This window comes from Priestia sp. SB1, from assembly GCF_038898415.1.
Map to the genome: position 1 here is coordinate 110,979 of NZ_JBBJSS010000010.1, position 19,217 is coordinate 130,195.

The window sequence follows — 19,217 nt, forward strand, 5'->3', positions numbered from 1 at the left end:
GGAGATGGGAACAACTATGAGTAAACATCATCAAACAGCTAAAGAACTGCTTCAAGCTCTTGGAGGCAGTTCTAATATAGCGAATTATACACACTGTATGACAAGACTCCGTGTCACCCCAGTGAATCATAATAGAATCGATGAAGCGAGTATAAAACAAGTGAAAGGAGTGGTAGGGGTTGTCGATGATGATACGTATCAAATTATTCTAGGACCAGGAGTAGTTACGAAAGTTGCTGAACAATTTGGTATTGTACTTCAAGAAGATCCTGCAGCTCCTTCATCTGAAGATTTGACGTCAAAAGGTGCAGATATGAAGTCTGAGCTAAAAAAGAAAAACAATACGCCATTCAAAAATTTTTTGCGAAAAGTTGGGAGCATTTTCATACCTTTAATCCCAGCATTCGTAGGTGCAGGTTTAATAGCTGGTATTGCCTCTATTTTAGCCAATAGCATAACTGCAGGAGATCTTGATAAAGATACTTGGCAACAATACGTTACGATCCTTAATGTGATCAAAAATGCAATCTTCAGCTATTTAGTTATTTATGTAGGTATTAACGCAGCAAAAGAGTTTGGAGCTACTCCAGCCCTAGGTGGAGTTATCGGAGGTATCACCCTTTTAACGGGAGTTACAGAAGAATTTCCTATTATGAATATCTTTACCGATCAGCCTCTAACGCCTGGGCAAGGCGGGGTTATCGGAGTTTTGATTGCTGTATGGTTACTTTCATTTTTAGAAAAATTCTTACGTCGATTTATTCCTGATGCAATCGATATTATTGTTACACCTACAATTGCTCTTCTGATTGTCGGATTGTTAACGATTTTCTTTATTATGCCTTTTGCAGGTCTAATTTCTAGTAATTTAATTGGCGGAATAGATTGGACACTTGAACGTGGAGGGGTTTTTGCAGGTTTTGTACTAGGAGTGGCATTTTTACCATTGGTGATGCTAGGTCTGCATCAAGTATTAATCCCTATTCATATTGAAATGATTAACACAGCTGGTATGACCATCTTGCTTCCGATTCTTGCAATGTCTGGTGCTGGACAAGTAGGTGCAACTTTAGCACTTTGGGTTCGTTGCCATAAAAATAAATCACTTGTTACCATTATTAAAGGGGCTCTTCCTGTCGGAATATTAGGTATTGGAGAACCACTTATTTATGGAGTTATTCTTCCATTAGGACGCCCATTCATTACGGCTTGTATCGGTGGAGGAATTGGAGGAGCTGTAATTGGAATGTTCGGAAACGTTGGTTCCATTGCTATCGGCCCATCTGGCCTAGCTTTAATTCCATTAATTGCTCATGGTTTATGGCTGAAATATATCATCGGCTTACTTGCAGGATATGCTGGAGGATTCATCTGCACATATTTATTTGGCATACCAAAAGAGGCTATTACAGAAGGCTCTAATAACAAAGAAGTACCTGAAGCGAAGACAAAAGCTGAAGTTGCTGCAACAGGTGAGAAAAAAGAAATGAACGATACAACTTTAGGAAGCGCATTCAAACTTCCGTTTGATGGATATATTGTGCCTCTAGAAGAAGTCCCTGATGCCGTTTTTTCTTCAAGGATGATGGGAGACGGTTTTGCCATCGAACCAACTAATAATACGCTTATTTCTCCTATCAATGGGGAGGTTGTTAGCATCTTTCCTACAAAACATGCCATAGGTCTAAAAACAGATCAAGGTTTAGAGTTATTAATTCACATAGGGTTAGAAACAGTGAACTTGAATGGGAAAGGGTTTACATGTCTAATTAAAGAGGGAGAAAAGGTTACACAAGGAACCCCGCTTTTAAAAATAGACCTAAACTACATTAAAGAAAATGCTAAATCACTTGTTACACCAATCATTTTTACAAATTTATCTGAACATAATCAAATACAGTTATTAAACACAGGGTACAATGAGCAAGGTATAACAAATGTTATTGAGTTAGTTTCTAAAAAACAGTAAGTTAATTAAATCTAATTGATTATTTAAGGGTACTTTTCTAAATAGAAGAGTACCCTTTTTTACTGGCGGCAAGTCATCACTTCTAGAGAGTAGCCAGGGCTGGATTGGCTATTAGTTCGTTTTTGTAATATTAAACATTAAGCAATGATAGGTTACTTTCACGCCATGTTCGTCACGATGATTATTTTCGTATAGGTTGATTAATTCACGAAAAAAGGAAGGGCGCTGACAGTAGCTTTCCTCGTTACTGTTACTTGCTCCAATCTTTTTTATTGATGTGAAAAATGCCTTAACCGTCGGAAAGTATTGAACCTCTAGCTCCTCCGTTTTTGATAGTTTAAATGGATGCTCTCTCAATGGAACTAATGCTTGTTCACAAATTTGAGACAACTCTTCAAGAGAAAAAAACGATTGGCCAGGTGAACTGTTACTGAAAAGACCAAGCTTTTGTTTCACATGGCTGTAGCATGAATGAAGCTCTTGAAACGTACGGTTACCAAAGGTTGAAAATAGCAGGCTGCCTGTAGGCTTAAGTTGTTTATACAATTTTTTAATTGTCGTATGAAGACTATTAAACCACTGAAATGTTGCATTCGAAATAATAAGGTCATAATGTCTTTCTATACTTAGTTCCTCGATATCTCCGCATATGAAAGAAATTCGATCTTCCCTTACTTTTTCCTTTGCTAACTCAATCATTCCTGATGACAAATCAACTGCTGTAATAGCAGCCTTAGGGAATTTTTTGCACAATAATTGTGTTAAATAACCCGTGCCGCAGCCAATTTCAAGAATAGCTATTTCCTCGTTAAAGAAATTGGTGGAAAGCTGATCTATTAATTGGTTTGCCATGCTTTTTTGTACATCGGCATAAGCATCATAAGTTTTAGCATGATTATTGAACCTTTTCTTTAAAAGTTGCTTATTAATCATAAATGAGCTCCTTTTCGAGAAATTTTTCTATAAGTTGTGTACAGTGCTGAGGCTTTGTAAAAAAAGGAATATGGCCAGCTTTTTCTAGGATACACAGCTGCGCTTTTCCACCAATTCTTTCAGCTATGAAAGAAGAAGACTCAGGTAAACATATTTGATCATCTTTTCCATGGATCAACAAACAAGGAGTTTGAATTTGATTGAGTTGCATTCTAACATCTTTTTGGAGTAAATAATCCAGCCCTGTAAGGAGGGAGTACATACTGTCTCCTTGATAATCACGCTGAACAACTTCTATAAATTGATGATGAAATTCTTCTTCTTTTTCAGATTTAGTGAACATAGCGTTATAAAATGAAGTAAGGGTTTCTTCTTTATTACGCTGTAGTTGTTTTTTCATACGTTCAACAATGCGTTGCTCCCATCCAAATGTATTATGCATGCCGTTTGTAAAGCGACTAGTTCCGCTAATTAATATGAGTCCTTCTATCTTGTTAGGGTATAAATTTGCAAGTTCAAGCGTTACAAGAGAACCTAATGACTAACCCATTAAATAAACAGTGCCTGGAGTAGAAATAAGCAATTGGATTGCTCGTTCTCTAAAGTTACTTAGTTCTTTTACACCTCTCCAGTCTGTACACAAAACGTTACATATAGTAGACAATGATTTTATGATTGGTTGAAACGCTGCTTTTTCCATTCCCCATCCGGGAAATATTATAATAGTGGATGGTTTCATTGAATCACACTCATTTCTTTTCCAATTAGAGAAATTCTCTTTATGGCCCAATCTAAATCTTCTCGCGTATGATCTGCTGTTACAGTAAAACGAATTCTTGCTTTATTTTCAGGAACAGTAGGAGGCCTAACTGCAATAGCAGCAATTTCTTCTTTCTGTAAACGCTCTGCAAACTGCATTGTTCTTTTGTTTTCTCCCGTTAAAATTGGAATGATCTGAGATTGACTATTACATGTGTTAAATCCTTCGTATGTAAGTGCCTTCCTAAAAAATAGTGCATGTTTATGAAGAAGTGCGCGGCGCTCTGTGTCTTGTTGCACCTTTTCAATTGCAGCCGTTATTGCACCGAGTATAGCAGGGGGAAGAGCAGTTGAATAAATGAGTCCTCGCATTCTATTTTTCAAATAATCTATGAGCCACTGTTTTCCCGTAACATAAGCTCCAAATGACCCTAGCGCTTTACTAAACGTTCCCATTTGAATATCAATTTTATCTTGCAGATTAAGAAAATGTGCGTATCCTTCACCATTTTTTCCGTATACACCGCTTGCATGAGCCTCATCAACCATTAGTAGGGCGTTATATTGCTCTTTTAATTTAACAAGCTCCTTGAGCTTGGCGAAATCGCCATCCATGCTGAAAACAGTATCTGTTACAACTAACTTCCGTGACTCTAAGGGAACTTTTTTTAATAAATTTTCTAGGTGGTTCATATCGTTATGGCGATAGCGTTGAAGTTTTGCACGGCTCAGTAGGGCCCCGTCAATGATACTTGCATGATTTAACTTATCGCTGAAGATGAAGCCATTACGCGGAACCAAGGCTGAGATGATTCCTAGGTTTGCATTATAACCACTATTGATAATAAGTCCTGCCTCAGCTTTTTTCCAATTAACAAGGGCTCTTTCTGCTTTCTCGTAAAGGAAGTGATTTCCTACTATTAAGCGTGAAGCTGTTGCTCCTACTCCATACGTCATCACAGCATCACTCATTGTTTTCTTCAGTCCACTATCTCCTGCATAGCCTAAATAGTTATTAGAGGCAAGGTTTAACATTTTACGTCCATTGACTGTAAGCCATGGTTGTTCAGTAAATTCTGTAGTAACAAGGTGCCTTTTTTGAAAAATCTCATCTAAATAGGCAAGTTCTCTCTTAATATCTTCTTCCCAATACAATACACTCTCACCACCGACAATAAAATTAGTTAACTTTAATTTTTAAAAAGTTAACATATATATCTAATCACTCCTTTAGAAGAGTGTCAAGATGAGAGAGGTTATAAAAACTCTTGAATAAAAGAAGCAAACTCCTAACGGTAGGGAGTTTGCTTTTTTTGTTCTTTAAATATTCCTGTTTAATAACAAACGTCTTTTCCAACATGTTTTGGATTTATTTACACGCATCATATTAATCTAGCAATTTTATTTGCTTTACTAAACACTTCATATTGATTATCCTCATTTTCTTAGTTATAATGTAATTGTTACATTTGTAATAATAATGTAATATAATTGTAACTTATATACATTTTTGCGGTGTTAGACAGAATGGTAGCTAATTTTAAAAAATGAAAAGCTATTTATGGATAAGCCCTTAGCGATTGTGGAAGCAGCCGCGAGGGGAAAACTTTAGATAAAAAGGTGAGGACAATGTTGAAAAAAATATTTATTTTAGTTGTTCTAGGATATATATTCTTGAGTAGCAAGTATTTTCTTCAAAATTATGTGTATGCGGGCACGTATGAGCAGGATATAAAGGTTAACGATGACTTAGTGTCGAGTCTTCTTTTAGAAGAAGCTGTTTTTTGACGGCTTTTAAGGTGCTAAATTTTATATAAAGAGGTAATGGGTAGAGTTGTAATTTCTTAATGTTGTCAGTCTCTTCCCTTATCTTCACAGGTAAAAAGTAGGCGGTAGTTAACATAATTGCAGGACTTCGGGTCCTAATAGATTTTTACATTGCCTAGACAACAACGAAGTAGAGAAGAACGATGTAGTTGAGAAGAGAAGGCTGAGGGAGTAAGAATAAAATGAAAAACTATTTAAATGTGGAAGAAGGAAAAAATAGCTGGAAGCGTTATGTAAGTACAACAGTCCTTGCTTCTGTGTTTATGCTGTTAGGATCCATTATTTATATTATTGCTGAAATGATAATGGTTGCAGCTGATGAAAGTGGAAAATCATATGTTGATTTTGATACCGGATTAGCTGTAGGAATCAATGCTAATCTTGATTTTCTGTTGTCTCATATTATGTACATATGCTGGATTTTTGGTTTATGGATCGGGATTCGTTTTATTCACAAACGAAAAATGAAATCACTAATCACTGCTAACAAACGTGTGAACTGGAAGAAAGTAATATGGTCTTTTGGAGCTTTTAGTCTGTTACTAATCGTTTCACAATTAATTGATGTCGTGTTTAACCACTCGGATTATTCATGGAATCATGTAAGTTTAAAAGAGTATGCCCTGTTAGTACTGATCACGCTTTTATTAGTACCTATTCAAACAACAACCGAGGAGCTGTTTTTTAGAGGTCTTCTTCTTCAATGGGTGGGTAAGAAAGTGAAGCGTCCAATTTTACTTGCGATTATTGTGGGACTAATGTTTTCAATAGGTCATTTTGCTAATCCCGAAATGAATAAATCCATTATATTGGTGGGACTAGATTATATTGTAGCTGGTTTTGCTCTTACATATATCGCGGTTAAAACAAAAAGCTTAGAAATTACCATTGGCGCACACGCAGCCAACAACATGTTTCTCGCTCTGTTCCTTACAACGGATGATTCTGTTTTCGGGTCTATACCGAGTTTGTTTAAGGTAGCTAACACTGAGCCAGGAGCTAACCTTATTTGGTCGATTGTTATGTTTAGTGTTTTCTATATCTTATGTAGAGGGAAGATAAAAAAGGAAGAAGCAGCTGACAAAGATCAGCTTATTACTTAAATTGGCAGAACCAATACCTAAACAGGATAGGAGATGTAACAGAGTGAGTGGAAATCACGATGAAAATAAACCATTGACTCGTGCAGAAATGAAGCGGGGCCACTTAGCTACTCAACATCGTATTTTAAATGTGCTTATCGTTCTTGCATCGATTGCTGCAGTATATCTAGTAATAAAAACCATACTTTAAAAGAGCAGCCTTAAAGGCTGCTCTTTTTATTTTGTATAAACACGCGCACGCAGCTACCAATTGAAAAAAGCTTTTAACGAAATCATTGTAGCCGCGTAGACAAGAGATGAGATTAAAAAGGTTGGCAAATGCGCATGTTTTTCAAAAGGGAGCTCTTTACTGATGACGTTAAATAACATTGCACCTGAACTAAAAGCAATCATCGACTCAATAAGCAGTCCTGATGAGGGACCGAAAACGCCCAGAATGGACCCAAGAAAAGTTGCTCCGGCAAGCATATAGCGACCTCTATTTTTGTGTAAGCGCGGATGTTTTTTTCCTAGATGGTAAGACCACCCGATAAAATGAAGGCTGATAGCCAGTCCGTAGAATACTGATTCAACTCGCTTAACATCGGTTGAAAACACGACATAAGAAATGATAAAAGAATAAATCATAAAAAAACTAGCCTGTACCATATAAACGGTCAGTTCCGTTAGGTGAGTGGCTGCTTTTGTTTGAGCAAATGAATACACTGAAAAATAGACGAGTAAGCCGAGAAGACCAAGAAAATATAGTTCAGTATCAAGGGCTAGCGATCCTCCAAACTCTTCTTGTTTCTTATGAAGCGTCGGTAAGATATAAATAAATACATAAGCAATAGCTACACCGCCTGATAATGAGAGCAGCTTTTGCTCCCCGATTGGAGAACGTTCGACAATCGTTAATGCGTATAGTTGAATGAGGATAAAAACAATACCTATGATAATTGATTCAATTGTAACCATGATGGTCTCCTTTTAAGGTTCACTTTTAAGGTTTAATTCCCTTTAATAGAAGAAGAGAAACCATGATTTAGATGGAAACATTGCTGAATTATAGGTAGATGTTCGAAAACGTCAGACTTTTAAGAATGGTGTTAGTTTATAGTATATACATATTTTACTTACTTATTATTAGCTAGAGAAAGGGTATTTATTATAAAGGAAAGCTGTTGAGTTCGCGGGTGAAGGCATATTCATTCTGTATTTTGGTATAGCTAGAACGTTTAAATGGCGGCCCTGAAGGTTTCCTTTAAGAGAACACTTTCCTATTCCTTTTATTTATTGTGTTAATTAAGATACAAAGATATAAAATATAGAAAAAATGTTATTATATAGATATTGTTCTGAAAATAAAATGATGTATGGGGGATATCAGCTAATATGTTTTTTGTCATTATAGGATTTATAGCCGTCTTTATCACTTTATGTTCGTTAGAAGCTAAGCTAAGAACGATAGTGAAACAAAATGATAGATTAATTAAATTACTTGAAAAAAAGAACAGATACTAACAAAAAATCACCTAATAGGATATTGGGGTGCTTTTTTATCGTGTAGGAGGATTTAAATTGAAAAGGAAGTTTTTGTTTTTAGGACTTATATCTATTTTTTTATTAGTATTGGGTAGCTGTGGTACCAAAGAAGAAAGTGTGCGTTTCGAAGGTGAAGGAGATCATTGGAAAGCTTTATATCTTTTAAATAAAGGAGAGAATACTGAAAATGGGCAAGGCAGTATCATCTATAAAGGAAAAGACAAGGAGAAAGTAGGAAAAGTTTCTTATGTTGTTGAAGGGGAAACAAGCAAATTATCAGGTACAGATGACGAGACAGAAGGGAAAATTAATTTAAATGGAAGCTGCAGCGGGTGTTCGACTCAAAGCAGCAACGCTCCTTATCACGTGACAATAAAATGGAATGGGAAAGAAGATAAATTTGATTTAACATCAAAGTAGAACGATAAAACGTTGTATGTATATGAAACTAAAAATCTGGCCACGTTAATAACATATTTTTCCTATTCTGATCAAGTTAAAAATCCTTTGCCTACATCAGGGAAGGATTTTTTTAAAAAATTTTGCATTTATTGGTTGTTAATCTGAATAAAGGGGAATTACATCTATTAAGAGCATACAAAGGGGATAAATAGTAGTGACAAATTATAGGTACTATACGGGATCCCTGTTCGTCAGGGAATTAGAACGTTTAAAAGAAGAATATATTCAACTTGATCTCGATGATATGAAAAGAATGGTTGAAGAAGATATTTTACTGTTGGAAAAAGCGGTTAATATGTTGTCTGTGAATACCATTTCTTAAGTTAAGCAACTTACTCAAGAAGCAATAAAGCATTATTTAATGACTACTGTTCATTCAATTTTAAAAAATGCTACCTCTTGTAACTGGGAAGAGGTGGTCTTTTTCAATTTCTAGACTGGATAGGGCATATGAAACAAAAAAAAGCGTTTGAAAGAAGTTTTATAACATTTCCTAGTTTCTAACAAATGTTGCCCAAACAAAAAAAGGACATTTCTTTTATGCCCTGTTCCCTCATATCAGCCCCGCCTACGCTAAATACTATGACAGCCACTCATGCCATCCAACCTATACTTAGTATAAACGAAAACGTTTACAAAGTAAAGATATTAATTAAATATTCTGTCTATTTTTTATATTAAACGTATCTATTTCGAATAATATCAAATATAATAGATGAAATTTTTAATGTCTAGAGATTAGCTCACTCATTAATCTGTTTAAAGCAATGTGTAATATATCATGTTCTGTATACTCTTGTTCAAAGGCTAGACTTCTTTTTTCTTTTTTCCTCAACAGCTTTCTAATTTCCTCACATAAGTAAAGTTGAGAATCCAAAAGCTTTATTTCTTTTCTATCTTTTGTTTGTTTAGACATGAAATCAACTCCTTTATGATTCTTTAAGGAACTATTCTACCTTAAAAAGTAAAAATCCTTCTTCTATTACATCGGATTAACATAATGGGGTTTATTAGAAGGACCAACCTTAGATTAGAGAAAAATTGATCCTGTTTTTTGAGAAACAATGTGTCAACAATGCTACAAAAAATTCTTTTTCTATTTAAATATTTTTTAAGGTGCAAATCCTTAAAAGTTAACTTCCTTTAATTATAATTAATGGTAAAATAATCAATATAAAAGGAGGTTATCATGTATTCACCACAGAAAGCCTTATTGGCCAGTTCTCTTTATTTTGTATTCATTATTTTCTCTTTCATAATTAGTTTCTTTATTGGAAGAATACTTATTATAAAATCTCATAGATCAGTAGGAGAAGTTCAGGCAATTTCTCTTTTTATTCATTTTGTTTTGTTCGGAACGGATTTTAGATATTGGTGGTGGGGACACGCTATGTCTATTCTTAACATCTTTGAGTTTTTAGCAACTACGTTTATAAGCGTTCTTCTCTTTATAATTAGCGAATGTATTCTTTATTCCTGGTTGAAAAAGCTCTATAAGACGAATGTACAAAAAGGTGCTTAAATCTAAAACAACAGAAATCTTAATGCAATAAGATCTATCTCATTGTAAAAATGTCATTGAAAGAAGGGCAATAAGTTGAAAAAAGCCGTGACGACTGTTTCAGCAATTCTACTAATAGGAGCAGCGATTTTTTATTTTGTTACATTCTTTTCCTATATCCCATCTGATAAGTTTTTCGGTTTCCCTGTCCCTAAAAATGCAAAGTTAGTAAAAGGAAAAAAACGTGCAGCTATATATGATTGGTCTAAAGCTTCTGAAGAAAACGGCATCCCGTCAGGATATAAATTAGTGATTAAATCAAAAGGGTGGAAGGAAAGGGATCGAGAATGGGCCTCGACTTATTATGAAAAAGGAAATAAGATAATTGATTTAATAGCTCAAACCGATGAATTAACCTTAATTAAAGACAAAGATTAACTATACGTAAAATGTAAGAGAGGGTTTTTTTATTGATTTTAGAAGTATATACAAAAATGTTCTATTTAAACAGATTAATGGCTTCATTCAATTATGCACCTACTTATTTTAATTTGGCTGTTGTATATCGTAAGTAGAAATACACATTTACCTTTGTCAGCGATATTTATGGAATGAATTGTAATTTGTGGTTAACTCTTTTTAAAAGGAGAAGATAAATCAATGAGTACAAAAAGAATATATCTTACACCATTTGAAACTACTCACATTCAATACTTACATAAATGGTTAAATGATGAACGGGCAATACGAGTGATAGGCAGAACACCTTTAACTTATGAAGAGGTGGTACAAGAAGTAGAAAAGAAAAGAATGAACAACGATTTAATTTTAGGAATTGAAAACGATAAAAAAGAATTAGTTGGATGGGTATTTCTGAAGGATATAGACCATGGACATGGAAGAGCTAGTATAGGAATTCTCCTATCTTCAGAATCTAGAGGTCACGGATATGGTCGAATGGCTATGGAGCAAATGATTGATTTAGGGTTTAAACAGCTTCGTCTAAATAAAATCTATTTAACCACAAGAGGAATAAACGAACAGGCCATTGCATTGTATGAAAAAATTGGTTTTGTTACCGAAGGAAAATTAAGAAACCATGCCTATGTGGATGGGAAATACGTAGATACATATTTTATGGGTATATTAGCTTCAGAGTGGAATAAGTAAGCTTACCGGCCATGATGAAATTTTAAAAACTAGTACTTCTTAAGGTATGTATTTGATTTTAGACAACGGGAGGGATATAAATGAAATCTTATAACTATTTTTGTTCTACTCAAATTGAGGTAGGAATGGGCAAAGCTAGAGAATTACCAGAAATGCTGACATCTTTAAATATTGGTTCATCAATTTTAGTCGTGAGTGACCCTGGTGTGGTTCGTGCAGGATTAGTTTCACCAATTGTAACTGCCCTGGAGGCAGCTGGTTATCGAGTGCTGGTATTTGATTCAATTGAACAAAACCCTCGAGATACGAATTGCTTGGAAGGTGCTAAGTTATTTCGTGACTTTAGTGCGGATGCAGTTGTTGCCATTGGTGGCGGGAGTGCGATGGATACAGGAAAAGCTATTGCGCTGTGCGGCCCAAACGTCGGGGAACCATCTGACTATGCAGACGGCCGACTTCTGTATTCAAACATTGCACCAGTTATTTGTATTCCAACTACTTCAGGTACGGGCTCAGAGGTTACTCGTTCTGCCGTTATTACCGAGGCATCTACACATCGGAAAATGACGCTCAAACATAGTACATTAAGACCTGTCTTGGCGATTCTTGATCCTGAACTAACATTAAGTCTTCCGCCTTCTGTTACGGCTGCGACTGGCATTGATGCCCTCGTTCATGCGATTGAAGGTTATACGTGTAAAGTAACAAATCCTATTTCACAAGCGCTTGGAGCTCAAGCAATGAGAACGATTGTTTCGGCATTACCTATCGTTTTCCGAGATGGTAAAAATGAAGCGGCTCGTCAAGATATGCTGGAAGGAAGTCTCTTAGCTGGCTTGTGTTTCGGATCTGCAGATGTTGCTTCGGTACACTGCTTAGCAGAAGCGCTTGGAGGACTTTATGATACCCCGCATGGAGTTGCTAACGCAGTATTTTTACCATATGTATTAAAATTTAATTCTATGGAGAATAAGCAGCTGCATGCTACATTAGCAAGGTATATGAATTTTGCCAAAGATTCAGATTCAGATGAAACAGCTGTTGAAAAATTAATTCAAGGAATTATAGAATTAACAGAATCATTAAACATTCCTAAATTAAAAGAGCTAGAGGGTGTAAAGAAAGAAGACTTTCCGAGCATTGTAAAGTTGGCTATGCAAAACAACTCAACGCCAAGTAACGTCCGCTTAATTACCGAGGCTGATTATATGCAAATTCTTGAACAAGCTTACTTTGACCGTGTAGATAAAAAACGGCATTCTGAAGTAGAGAGCTTGAATTAAAGAATGAAAATTAAAAACCGGCCCCAATTGTCAGACAGTGTCTAACGATTGGAGGCCAGTTTTTAAGTAGGATCTATTTTTAATAAGAAGATACGTAATACCAGTTCTTATGTACTTTTTCTATCTGTTTAAAATCTCCGTCAAAATCGCTTTTTGAAGGCTTATGATCGTTTGGATCATAAACAAATCCTGAGAAATTGTCTAGCATCCCGCGGTACGTAAAGAAAAGAATGGATGTCGACTTTCCTTTTGTTTCTACTTCAATGTCGCCTCCGCCTTTAGACAATTGGGTATACTCTTTTGGCAATTGAATAAGTGATGGACTATCGGGGACGTTAGGTTTAATCACGCCATTTTCTATTTTAGCCGCAGCTTCTTCTCTCTTCTCTTGATGGATTTTAAAGTTCAAATCCAAGTTGACTTGAGTAAAGGGAAAGAAGAACCATAATGCGATAGTGATGAGCTGAATAACAACGGGCTGCCACTTTCTATTTTTAAAAAGGTGAATCAATGCCCATACAGTTATGATGATAAAGAAGGCATAGACAAATAACCAAACAGGCAACATTAAAAATTCCGTTATTATATCAACGAGATCCCACTGGAATAACGATACTGAAATAACTAACAAACTACTAATTAACGATAAAACCAACAATCGACTACGTTTCACACATTTTCCCCTTTCTGAAATTATTCTTTTTTAGTCTTAATTATATATTAAAATCCTTATAAAGACGTATGTATCATAATGTAATTTTTCGATAGAAATAAAAGCAGACCTTTCTTGTTTCCTCTTCTATTTTGAAGACAAATAAAGGAACATACAAATTCACTGTATGTTCCTTCGCTTATTTTTATATTTGTTGAGTGACTTTATTCGAATTAACGTCTTTGTTTACCTGCTTTTTATGGAGCCATTGATAAATGATTGGAATCACTAGGAAGCTATTACAAGTAGATGTAATCATTCCTCCAATTACTACAATTCCTAACGTTTGAGAAATTACCGTATCTGCTTGATGCGAAAAGGCAAGTGGCAACAGCGTTAAGATTGTTGTAGCAGCCGTGATTAAAATTGGGCGAACTCGAGAGAGACTGCCAGAAATAACGGCTTGTTGTATATCCATTCCACTTTTACGGTTGCGTTCAATTTTATCAATCAACACAATCCCATTAGTTACAACGATTCCTGTAAGCATCAGCACCCCGATCAATGCAGCCAAGTTCCATTCGCTTCCAAAAATTACAAGAGCTATCACAACGCCACTTAATGCAAGCGGGATACTTAGCAAGACAGAGAAAGGCGCTCTCCAGCCTTTAAACAGTGTTGATGTGATTAACAACACGAGTAAAATAGAAAAGGCAACAGCAACGGACATGTCAAAAATCATGCTTTTTACTTGTTCTGTTATACCTCCCATCGAATAGGTTACACCATTTGAAAGGTTCATACCTTGAAGTTTTTTATCCACTTGTTTAGATACTTTGCTGATATCATTAGATGTAATTTGAGCTGTTACTAAAGAAAACGGTTGTCCATTTCTTTCACTAATAGTAGAAGACGTCGGGTCTTTTGTAATCGATGCTAGCTCATTAAGTTTAACAATTTTTCCGCCTTTGCCCGAGAACGTTTCATTTCCAAGAGACTTCATCACATCTTCTGGACTCGTATTCATTTGAACATTGAGCTGATCAGAAGACGTTTGATCTGCATATACATCAACAGGAAGACTCATATGATTTACTACGAGAGTTGCGTCTTTTGTCTGTGTCATATATCGATTAATCACGGTCATTATGTCAGAAAGCTGAACTCCTTTTTGAATAATAGCCTGCTGGTTAAACGTAATTTTGTATTTTGGTTGTCCGTTTGTTAGATCAATTTTTCCGTCTACACTTAAGCCATCTATTGTAGATAATTCTTTTCGTGCTTTTTCAGCTGTTCTGTCTAAGGTAGCCTGGTCGGAGCCGGCAAACATGATCTTCATTTGCGAATCATCACCAGAAATATTTTGGCTCGTTACGGTATAAGCTACATTTTTCGAAAGCTTAGGAAGAGTAGAAGCTAACTGCGTAATCACTGTATCTGTTTCTTTCTCATTCTGTAATACTACTGAAAGATTGGCTACATTTGGTTTTTGTAAAAAACCACCGCCTTGATCGAACACGTCATCACTTTGCGGCGTACTGGTTGCACCAAACGTCGATGAATAAGACTTTACTTTGCTATTTTTTTGTAGATTTTGTTCCACTTTTTGAACCTCAGCATCGACTTGTTGTAGAGTGCTTCCTTGAGGCAATTCTAATTTAATTGCAACTTGACCTGTTTTGGCACTTGGCAAAAATGAAACAGGAAGGAAAGCGGAATAAGAAGCTGCAAAAATAAAAAGTAAAGCCGAAATGAGCACGACGAGTTTCTTATGCTTTAGTGCCGATGCCAAAACGGGCTTCATCATAGGTTCAAGAGAAACAGCTTTCTGCTTTGATGGTGCTCCTTTCCACCCCATAAAGGCAAGTGTAGGAATCACCAGCATGGCAACAAAAAATGAAATGATTAACGCAATCACAACGGACCAAGCAATCCCGCTATAAGAGGCGCTTACAATTCCTCCTACAAAAGCTATTGGAATATAAACAGCGATAGTGGTAAGTGTTGAACCAAGAATAGCTGGAATCATTTCATGAACAGAAGCACTTAAAAGTGGCAGCAGCGCTTTATTTTGAGACTTTTCTCTCCTGCGATACATATTATCAATGATAACGATTGAATCATCTACAATACGTCCCATGGCAACAATTAGTCCTGAAACGGTTAAGATATTAAGCGTAATGCCCATTGTTTTTAAAATAGCAGCTGTTGCTAACAATGAAATGGGCAGCGAAATGGCTATAAGCAGCGTAGATCGCACGTTTCGGAAAAAGAAAAATACGCAAACCATGGAGAATAAACATCCGAGTAAGCCCTCTCGAATTAACCCATTTAACGAATCGTTTAATTCTTTTTCACGATCCAACTGCGGTGTTAATGACACAGATCCATCTTTAACAAGCTGCAGTCCATGTACCCGTTCTTTTACATGTTTCGCTACGTCTGTAATATTGGCAGATGGCGTTTTAATGACATTTAATTGAACGCTTGGTTTACCATCTATTCTAGCAACTGTTTTTACATCATTTAACGCATGTGAAATGCTTGCAACTGCTGAAAGAGGGATGGAATTACCGTCTGCATTTTTAATTTTAATGTTTTTCATTTGCTGTTCATTTAACGTCCATCCCTCAAAGGTAACGGGAATCGATAGCTGATTTTGCAGTACAATCCCTTTAGGTAATGATGGAACGGATAGAGATAGTGCTTTATTCAAGTCATCCATCGTTAAATTATTTTTCGCTAAATCCTTCATTCCTACTGTCAAAACATATCCATCTTTTGCCCCGCCAAATGTGGAGACGTCAGATACTCCAGGCACTGTTTTTAATTGTTGGACGATATCTTGTTGAACGGTTGATTTCAATTGGTTTTCATCCAGCTTATCACTCGTTAAGTTATACGTAAGTATAGGAAAAGAACTGGTTGTAACTCTTGTAACAAGAGGCGTTGATGTAATGGTTGGCGGTATATCAGCGTTAGCCAAAGCTTTATTTACATCGCTTTCTGCTTGCTTCATATCCGTATTCATTGGGAAATAGAGACTCATAAATAAGCCGCCATCATATGAGCTCGTTTCAATATCTTGTAATCCGTCTGTCGTTCTTGCAGCACTTTCTAATTTGTCTGTAACCAATTGTTTTACTTGTTCAGCTTGATACATAGGTAGACGCATGCTTACAGTAAGTGTTGTATTATTGATGCCTGGAAGATAATCTCGTTGCATTTGAAAAGCTGAAATACCACCCCAAGCTAAAATAATCACGACACATACAATCATTAAGATAGCTCTTTGCATAGTTCCTTCTACGAGTTTTTTGAGCATATATTTACTCCTCCTGCTTTATTATCTTTGTACAGAAAAATTTCCTAAAGCCTGTCTTATCAGATGTTTCCACTCATTTATTCCATTGTGCGAATACTCTAGAAGGTTAAAAAGGCTTATGAAGACTCTAGATTGTACTAATCCTTTAATCGATTCATGCATACCTATGTTTTCCTTTCTGTTACATAAATTTGTTATCAACTCCTTAACCTATTGATTAGAAAAACAATTCGTTTCATAAAGCGTTTTCAAATAGGACTCTTTAAGTCTAGGGCTTGTAATTAAAAAAACATTAAAGATAACATTAAAAATTCATGAAAAAGCCTTTGTTTTCTAAAATCAGTGCTACAGTAAAACTAAGTAGATCTCTTTAATGTCCTATCTCCAGTTAGATTCAGAGTGGGATTATCCACTCGGTTTTAGATAAACATGTGTATAGGAAAGAAGGGCGAATTATGGATTTTATTCCATCTTACTTATATAGATTATTCCGGTTATATTTTGTTATTTTTATGAATGTAGTTCGTTAGCTAAATAGAAAAGGGCATTCTTTCCTCAAGGAAATGTTTTTTTTAGTCTAGTTGAGAGAGGAGAATATCGATGAAAAAATGCATTTTAATCGTTGAAGACGAAGTAATGATTGCGAGGGCCCTTCAAATTGAGCTTGAGCATGAAGGATACGAAGTAATCGTGGAACACGAAGGGAAAACCGGCTTAGAAGCCGCCTTGAATAACAATATTAATTTAATTTTATTAGACGTTATGCTTCCAGGATTAAATGGAATTGAAGTTCTTCGAAGAATTAGAAAAAAAGATATCTACTTGCCCATTATTCTTTTGACAGCTCGCGACACCACGCTGGATAAAGTGATGGGGCTAGATCATGGGGCGAATGATTACATCACCAAGCCGTTTGAAATAGAAGAAGTTTTAGCTAGAGTACGTAATAGTCTTCGTCATAGAGCGATCGTTCAGGATGTTACTGAAAAAAAAGATGTTCATTTATCTATAGAAGATTTATCTGTAAATTTAGAAACTAGAGATGTACTTAGAAAAAACAAGGCGATTATATTAACGCCGAAAGAATATGATTTGCTTGTTCACTTACTAAAAAATCAAAATATCGTACTAAGCAGGGAGAATATTCTTTTAACCGTTTGGGGCTATGATTATGAAGGAGAAACTAACGTGGTAGATGTGTACATCGGACATTTAAGAAAGAAACTAGAAGAAGGTAATCCATCTCCCTTAATTCAAACTATTCGAGGAGTAGGCTATGTGATGAGGAAGGATCAACATGAAAATCACTACCAAAGTTAATTTGTTTATTACGCTCTCTCTGTTAGCTAGCTTACTTATAGTCAATACGATTGTATTTTTCTTGTTTATGAAAACGACCGTTAATATGGAGGCCCATTTAGTTTCAAAAAACGCGAATGAAATGCTGAAGAAATATCATATTTCCGACACCTTAACATTAGACAAAAATCTTTTGAATTCGTACATGTCTACTCACTCTTTTATTCGAATTGTAGGACCCGACTCTAAAGTGATTGATCAGGTCAGTAATGATAACACCCTTGTTAAGAAAATTCATCCTGCTTTTTCGTCAGAAAAAAACTTTGAACTTAGACCTTTTCAAGAACATCAAAACTTAGTAGTTCATGTACCTATTCAGCAAAATCAAAAAGTAGTAGGGACACTAGAAATAAGTGAACGGTTATCTGGGCTAGAAAGCCGCAAAGACATTATTTTATCCATAATGGGGACGGTCACGGCTATTTCTGTTCTTCTTTCTTTTTTAGCTGGCAGATGGTTATCAGCCATCATTATGAAGCCTATTGTATCTATGATCTCCACAATGGAAGATATTGAGCAAAGTGGAACCTTAAAAAAAATTAACATACAAACTGAAACAAAAGATGAAGTGTACAAAATGGCCGCTACATTTAATCGTATGATTGGTAAACTGGAGGAAAATTCAAATAAGCAAAGACAATTTATTTCCGATGCTTCTCATGAATTAAAAACACCTTTAACTATTATTAGCAGCTTTATTACGATTCTTAGAAGACACGGCACACGAGATGAAAAAATAGCCAAAGAAGCAACTGAGGCGATTTATATAGAAACAAATAGAATGAAAAGTTTAACTAAAACATTGTTAAGTTTAGCTGAATTAGAGGACGCCGAATCTGTTGATATGAAACCAGTTGATCTTGTTGCTCTCTGTACAACTCTTATCAATCAGTTTAAGCAAGTTTATGATCGGCCTATTGTTTTGCATAAAAATTCTCGGTCGATCTTCATTAATGGAGATGAATTGAAGCTGAAACAGGTTATCATTATCTTTTTAGATAACGCCATAAAGTACAGTACGGGTGCAATTGAAGTCTTTTTAGAAAGTGGTCAACAGAAAGGGATTCTTCGAATAAAAGATTACGGAATTGGGATACCAGAAGAGGATCAAGCGCATGTTTTTGAACGATTTTATAGAGTGGACAAGGCACGCAAACGGGATTCAGGAGGAAGTGGCCTGGGATTAGCCATTGCTAAAAATATTGTTGACCTTCATAAAGGGGAAATTCACATACAGAGCAGAGAACACGTAGGAACAGAAATTAAAGTCGTTTTCCCTCTTAAGAACTAAAAAAACTTAATTTTTGTATATACTTTTTAATACTAAGTATATACAAATACCCCTAGTCC

The 19,217-nt window shown here is 35.7% G+C and carries 17 protein-coding genes and 3 pseudogenes; 12 read left to right on the plus strand and 8 right to left on the minus strand.

Annotation, left to right across the window (positions count from 1 at the left end; translation table 11 throughout):
- Positions 1 to 16: 16 nt before the first annotated feature.
- Together WKH56_RS30020 and WKH56_RS30025 are read left to right on the plus strand one after the other, a co-directional pair.
- Positions 17 to 1,408, plus strand: a pseudogene (locus tag WKH56_RS30020) (PTS transporter subunit EIIC); the annotation flags it as partial.
- Positions 1,409 to 1,528: 120 nt separating this feature from the next.
- Positions 1,529 to 1,969, plus strand: a pseudogene (locus WKH56_RS30025) (PTS sugar transporter subunit IIA); the annotation flags it as partial.
- 111 nt (positions 1,970 to 2,080) lie between these two features.
- Here WKH56_RS30025 and bioC read toward each other — a convergent pair.
- The 4 genes and pseudogenes from bioC to bioF form a co-directional block, all read right to left on the minus strand.
- Entirely contained in the window at positions 2,081 to 2,902 is an 822-nt protein-coding gene (bioC, locus tag WKH56_RS30030; RefSeq protein WP_063247116.1) for a malonyl-ACP O-methyltransferase BioC, read from the minus strand.
- Positions 2,895 to 3,431 (minus strand): annotated as a pseudogene (locus WKH56_RS30035) (alpha/beta fold hydrolase); the annotation flags it as partial. The gene bioC and the pseudogene WKH56_RS30035, both read right to left, overlap by 8 nt.
- A 12-nt stretch (positions 3,432 to 3,443) precedes the next feature.
- Complete coding sequence (locus tag WKH56_RS30040) at positions 3,444 to 3,641, minus strand: hypothetical protein (RefSeq protein WP_342837256.1); 198 nt, start codon at positions 3,639 to 3,641, stop codon at positions 3,444 to 3,446.
- Positions 3,638 to 4,816: an 8-amino-7-oxononanoate synthase gene (bioF, locus tag WKH56_RS30045; protein WP_221832218.1), complete on the minus strand. Its 1,179-nt coding sequence runs from the start codon at positions 4,814 to 4,816 to the stop codon at positions 3,638 to 3,640. Before bioF ends, WKH56_RS30040 begins: the two co-directional genes overlap by 4 nt.
- A 477-nt stretch (positions 4,817 to 5,293) precedes the next feature.
- Between bioF and WKH56_RS30050 the strand changes: the two genes are divergently transcribed.
- The 3 genes from WKH56_RS30050 to WKH56_RS30060 all read left to right on the plus strand — a co-directional run bounded on the left by WKH56_RS30050 (position 5,294) and on the right by WKH56_RS30060 (position 6,781).
- Positions 5,294 to 5,449 (plus strand): hypothetical protein, encoded by a 156-nt coding sequence (locus tag WKH56_RS30050; RefSeq protein ID WP_342837304.1) that lies wholly within the window; start codon positions 5,294 to 5,296, stop codon positions 5,447 to 5,449.
- 221 nt (positions 5,450 to 5,670) lie between these two features.
- Complete coding sequence (locus tag WKH56_RS30055) at positions 5,671 to 6,591, plus strand: CPBP family intramembrane glutamic endopeptidase (protein WP_168761145.1); 921 nt, start codon at positions 5,671 to 5,673, stop codon at positions 6,589 to 6,591.
- A 43-nt stretch (positions 6,592 to 6,634) separates the two neighbouring features.
- Complete coding sequence (locus tag WKH56_RS30060) at positions 6,635 to 6,781, plus strand: hypothetical protein (RefSeq protein ID WP_014458831.1); 147 nt, start codon at positions 6,635 to 6,637, stop codon at positions 6,779 to 6,781.
- A 53-nt stretch (positions 6,782 to 6,834) separates the two neighbouring features.
- Here WKH56_RS30060 and WKH56_RS30065 read toward each other — a convergent pair whose 3' ends face one another.
- Complete coding sequence (locus WKH56_RS30065; RefSeq protein ID WP_034267430.1) at positions 6,835 to 7,548, minus strand: hypothetical protein; 714 nt, start codon at positions 7,546 to 7,548, stop codon at positions 6,835 to 6,837.
- A 603-nt stretch (positions 7,549 to 8,151) separates the two neighbouring features.
- On the opposite strand from WKH56_RS30065, the gene WKH56_RS30070 reads away from it, so the two are divergent.
- Together WKH56_RS30070 and WKH56_RS30075 are read left to right on the plus strand one after the other, a co-directional pair.
- Complete coding sequence (locus WKH56_RS30070) at positions 8,152 to 8,535, plus strand: hypothetical protein (RefSeq protein WP_063247112.1); 384 nt, start codon at positions 8,152 to 8,154, stop codon at positions 8,533 to 8,535.
- 196 nt (positions 8,536 to 8,731) lie between these two features.
- A complete protein-coding gene (locus WKH56_RS30075) occupies positions 8,732 to 8,899 on the plus strand; it encodes a hypothetical protein (RefSeq protein WP_168761144.1) in 168 nt (55 codons plus the stop codon).
- 402 nt (positions 8,900 to 9,301) lie between these two features.
- Here WKH56_RS30075 and WKH56_RS30080 read toward each other — a convergent pair whose 3' ends face one another.
- Complete coding sequence (locus WKH56_RS30080) at positions 9,302 to 9,493, minus strand: hypothetical protein (RefSeq protein ID WP_028414873.1); 192 nt, start codon at positions 9,491 to 9,493, stop codon at positions 9,302 to 9,304.
- A gap of 681 nt (positions 9,494 to 10,174) precedes the next feature.
- Here WKH56_RS30080 and WKH56_RS30085 point away from each other — a divergent pair.
- The 3 genes from WKH56_RS30085 (at position 10,175) to WKH56_RS30095 (ending at position 12,531) form a co-directional block, all read left to right on the plus strand.
- Entirely contained in the window at positions 10,175 to 10,516 is a 342-nt protein-coding gene (locus WKH56_RS30085) for a hypothetical protein (protein WP_048019323.1), read from the plus strand.
- 222 nt (positions 10,517 to 10,738) lie between these two features.
- Positions 10,739 to 11,248: a GNAT family N-acetyltransferase gene (locus WKH56_RS30090; protein WP_048019324.1), complete on the plus strand. Its 510-nt coding sequence runs from the start codon at positions 10,739 to 10,741 to the stop codon at positions 11,246 to 11,248.
- Positions 11,249 to 11,328: 80 nt separating this feature from the next.
- Positions 11,329 to 12,531: an iron-containing alcohol dehydrogenase gene (locus WKH56_RS30095; RefSeq protein WP_048019325.1), complete on the plus strand. Its 1,203-nt coding sequence runs from the start codon at positions 11,329 to 11,331 to the stop codon at positions 12,529 to 12,531.
- Between the two features lie 79 nt (positions 12,532 to 12,610).
- On the opposite strand, the gene WKH56_RS30100 is transcribed toward WKH56_RS30095, so the two are convergent.
- Positions 12,611 to 13,204, minus strand: coding sequence for a hypothetical protein (locus WKH56_RS30100; RefSeq protein WP_048019326.1), 594 nt, complete (start codon positions 13,202 to 13,204; stop codon positions 12,611 to 12,613).
- 184 nt (positions 13,205 to 13,388) lie between these two features.
- Positions 13,389 to 16,508, minus strand: a complete 3,120-nt coding sequence (locus WKH56_RS30105) for an efflux RND transporter permease subunit (RefSeq protein WP_310884042.1) — start codon at positions 16,506 to 16,508, stop codon at positions 13,389 to 13,391.
- Positions 16,509 to 17,108: 600 nt separating this feature from the next.
- Here WKH56_RS30105 and WKH56_RS30110 point away from each other — a divergent pair.
- Both WKH56_RS30110 and WKH56_RS30115 read left to right on the plus strand, forming a co-directional pair.
- Entirely contained in the window at positions 17,109 to 17,828 is a 720-nt protein-coding gene (locus WKH56_RS30110; protein ID WP_048019328.1) for a response regulator transcription factor, read from the plus strand.
- Positions 17,806 to 19,158 carry a sensor histidine kinase gene (locus WKH56_RS30115; protein ID WP_221832222.1) on the plus strand — a complete coding sequence of 451 codons (1,353 nt, stop codon included), beginning with the start codon at positions 17,806 to 17,808 and terminating at the stop codon, positions 19,156 to 19,158. The genes WKH56_RS30110 and WKH56_RS30115 overlap by 23 nt, the downstream gene beginning before the upstream one ends.
- The last annotated feature ends 59 nt before the right edge of the window (positions 19,159 to 19,217 follow it).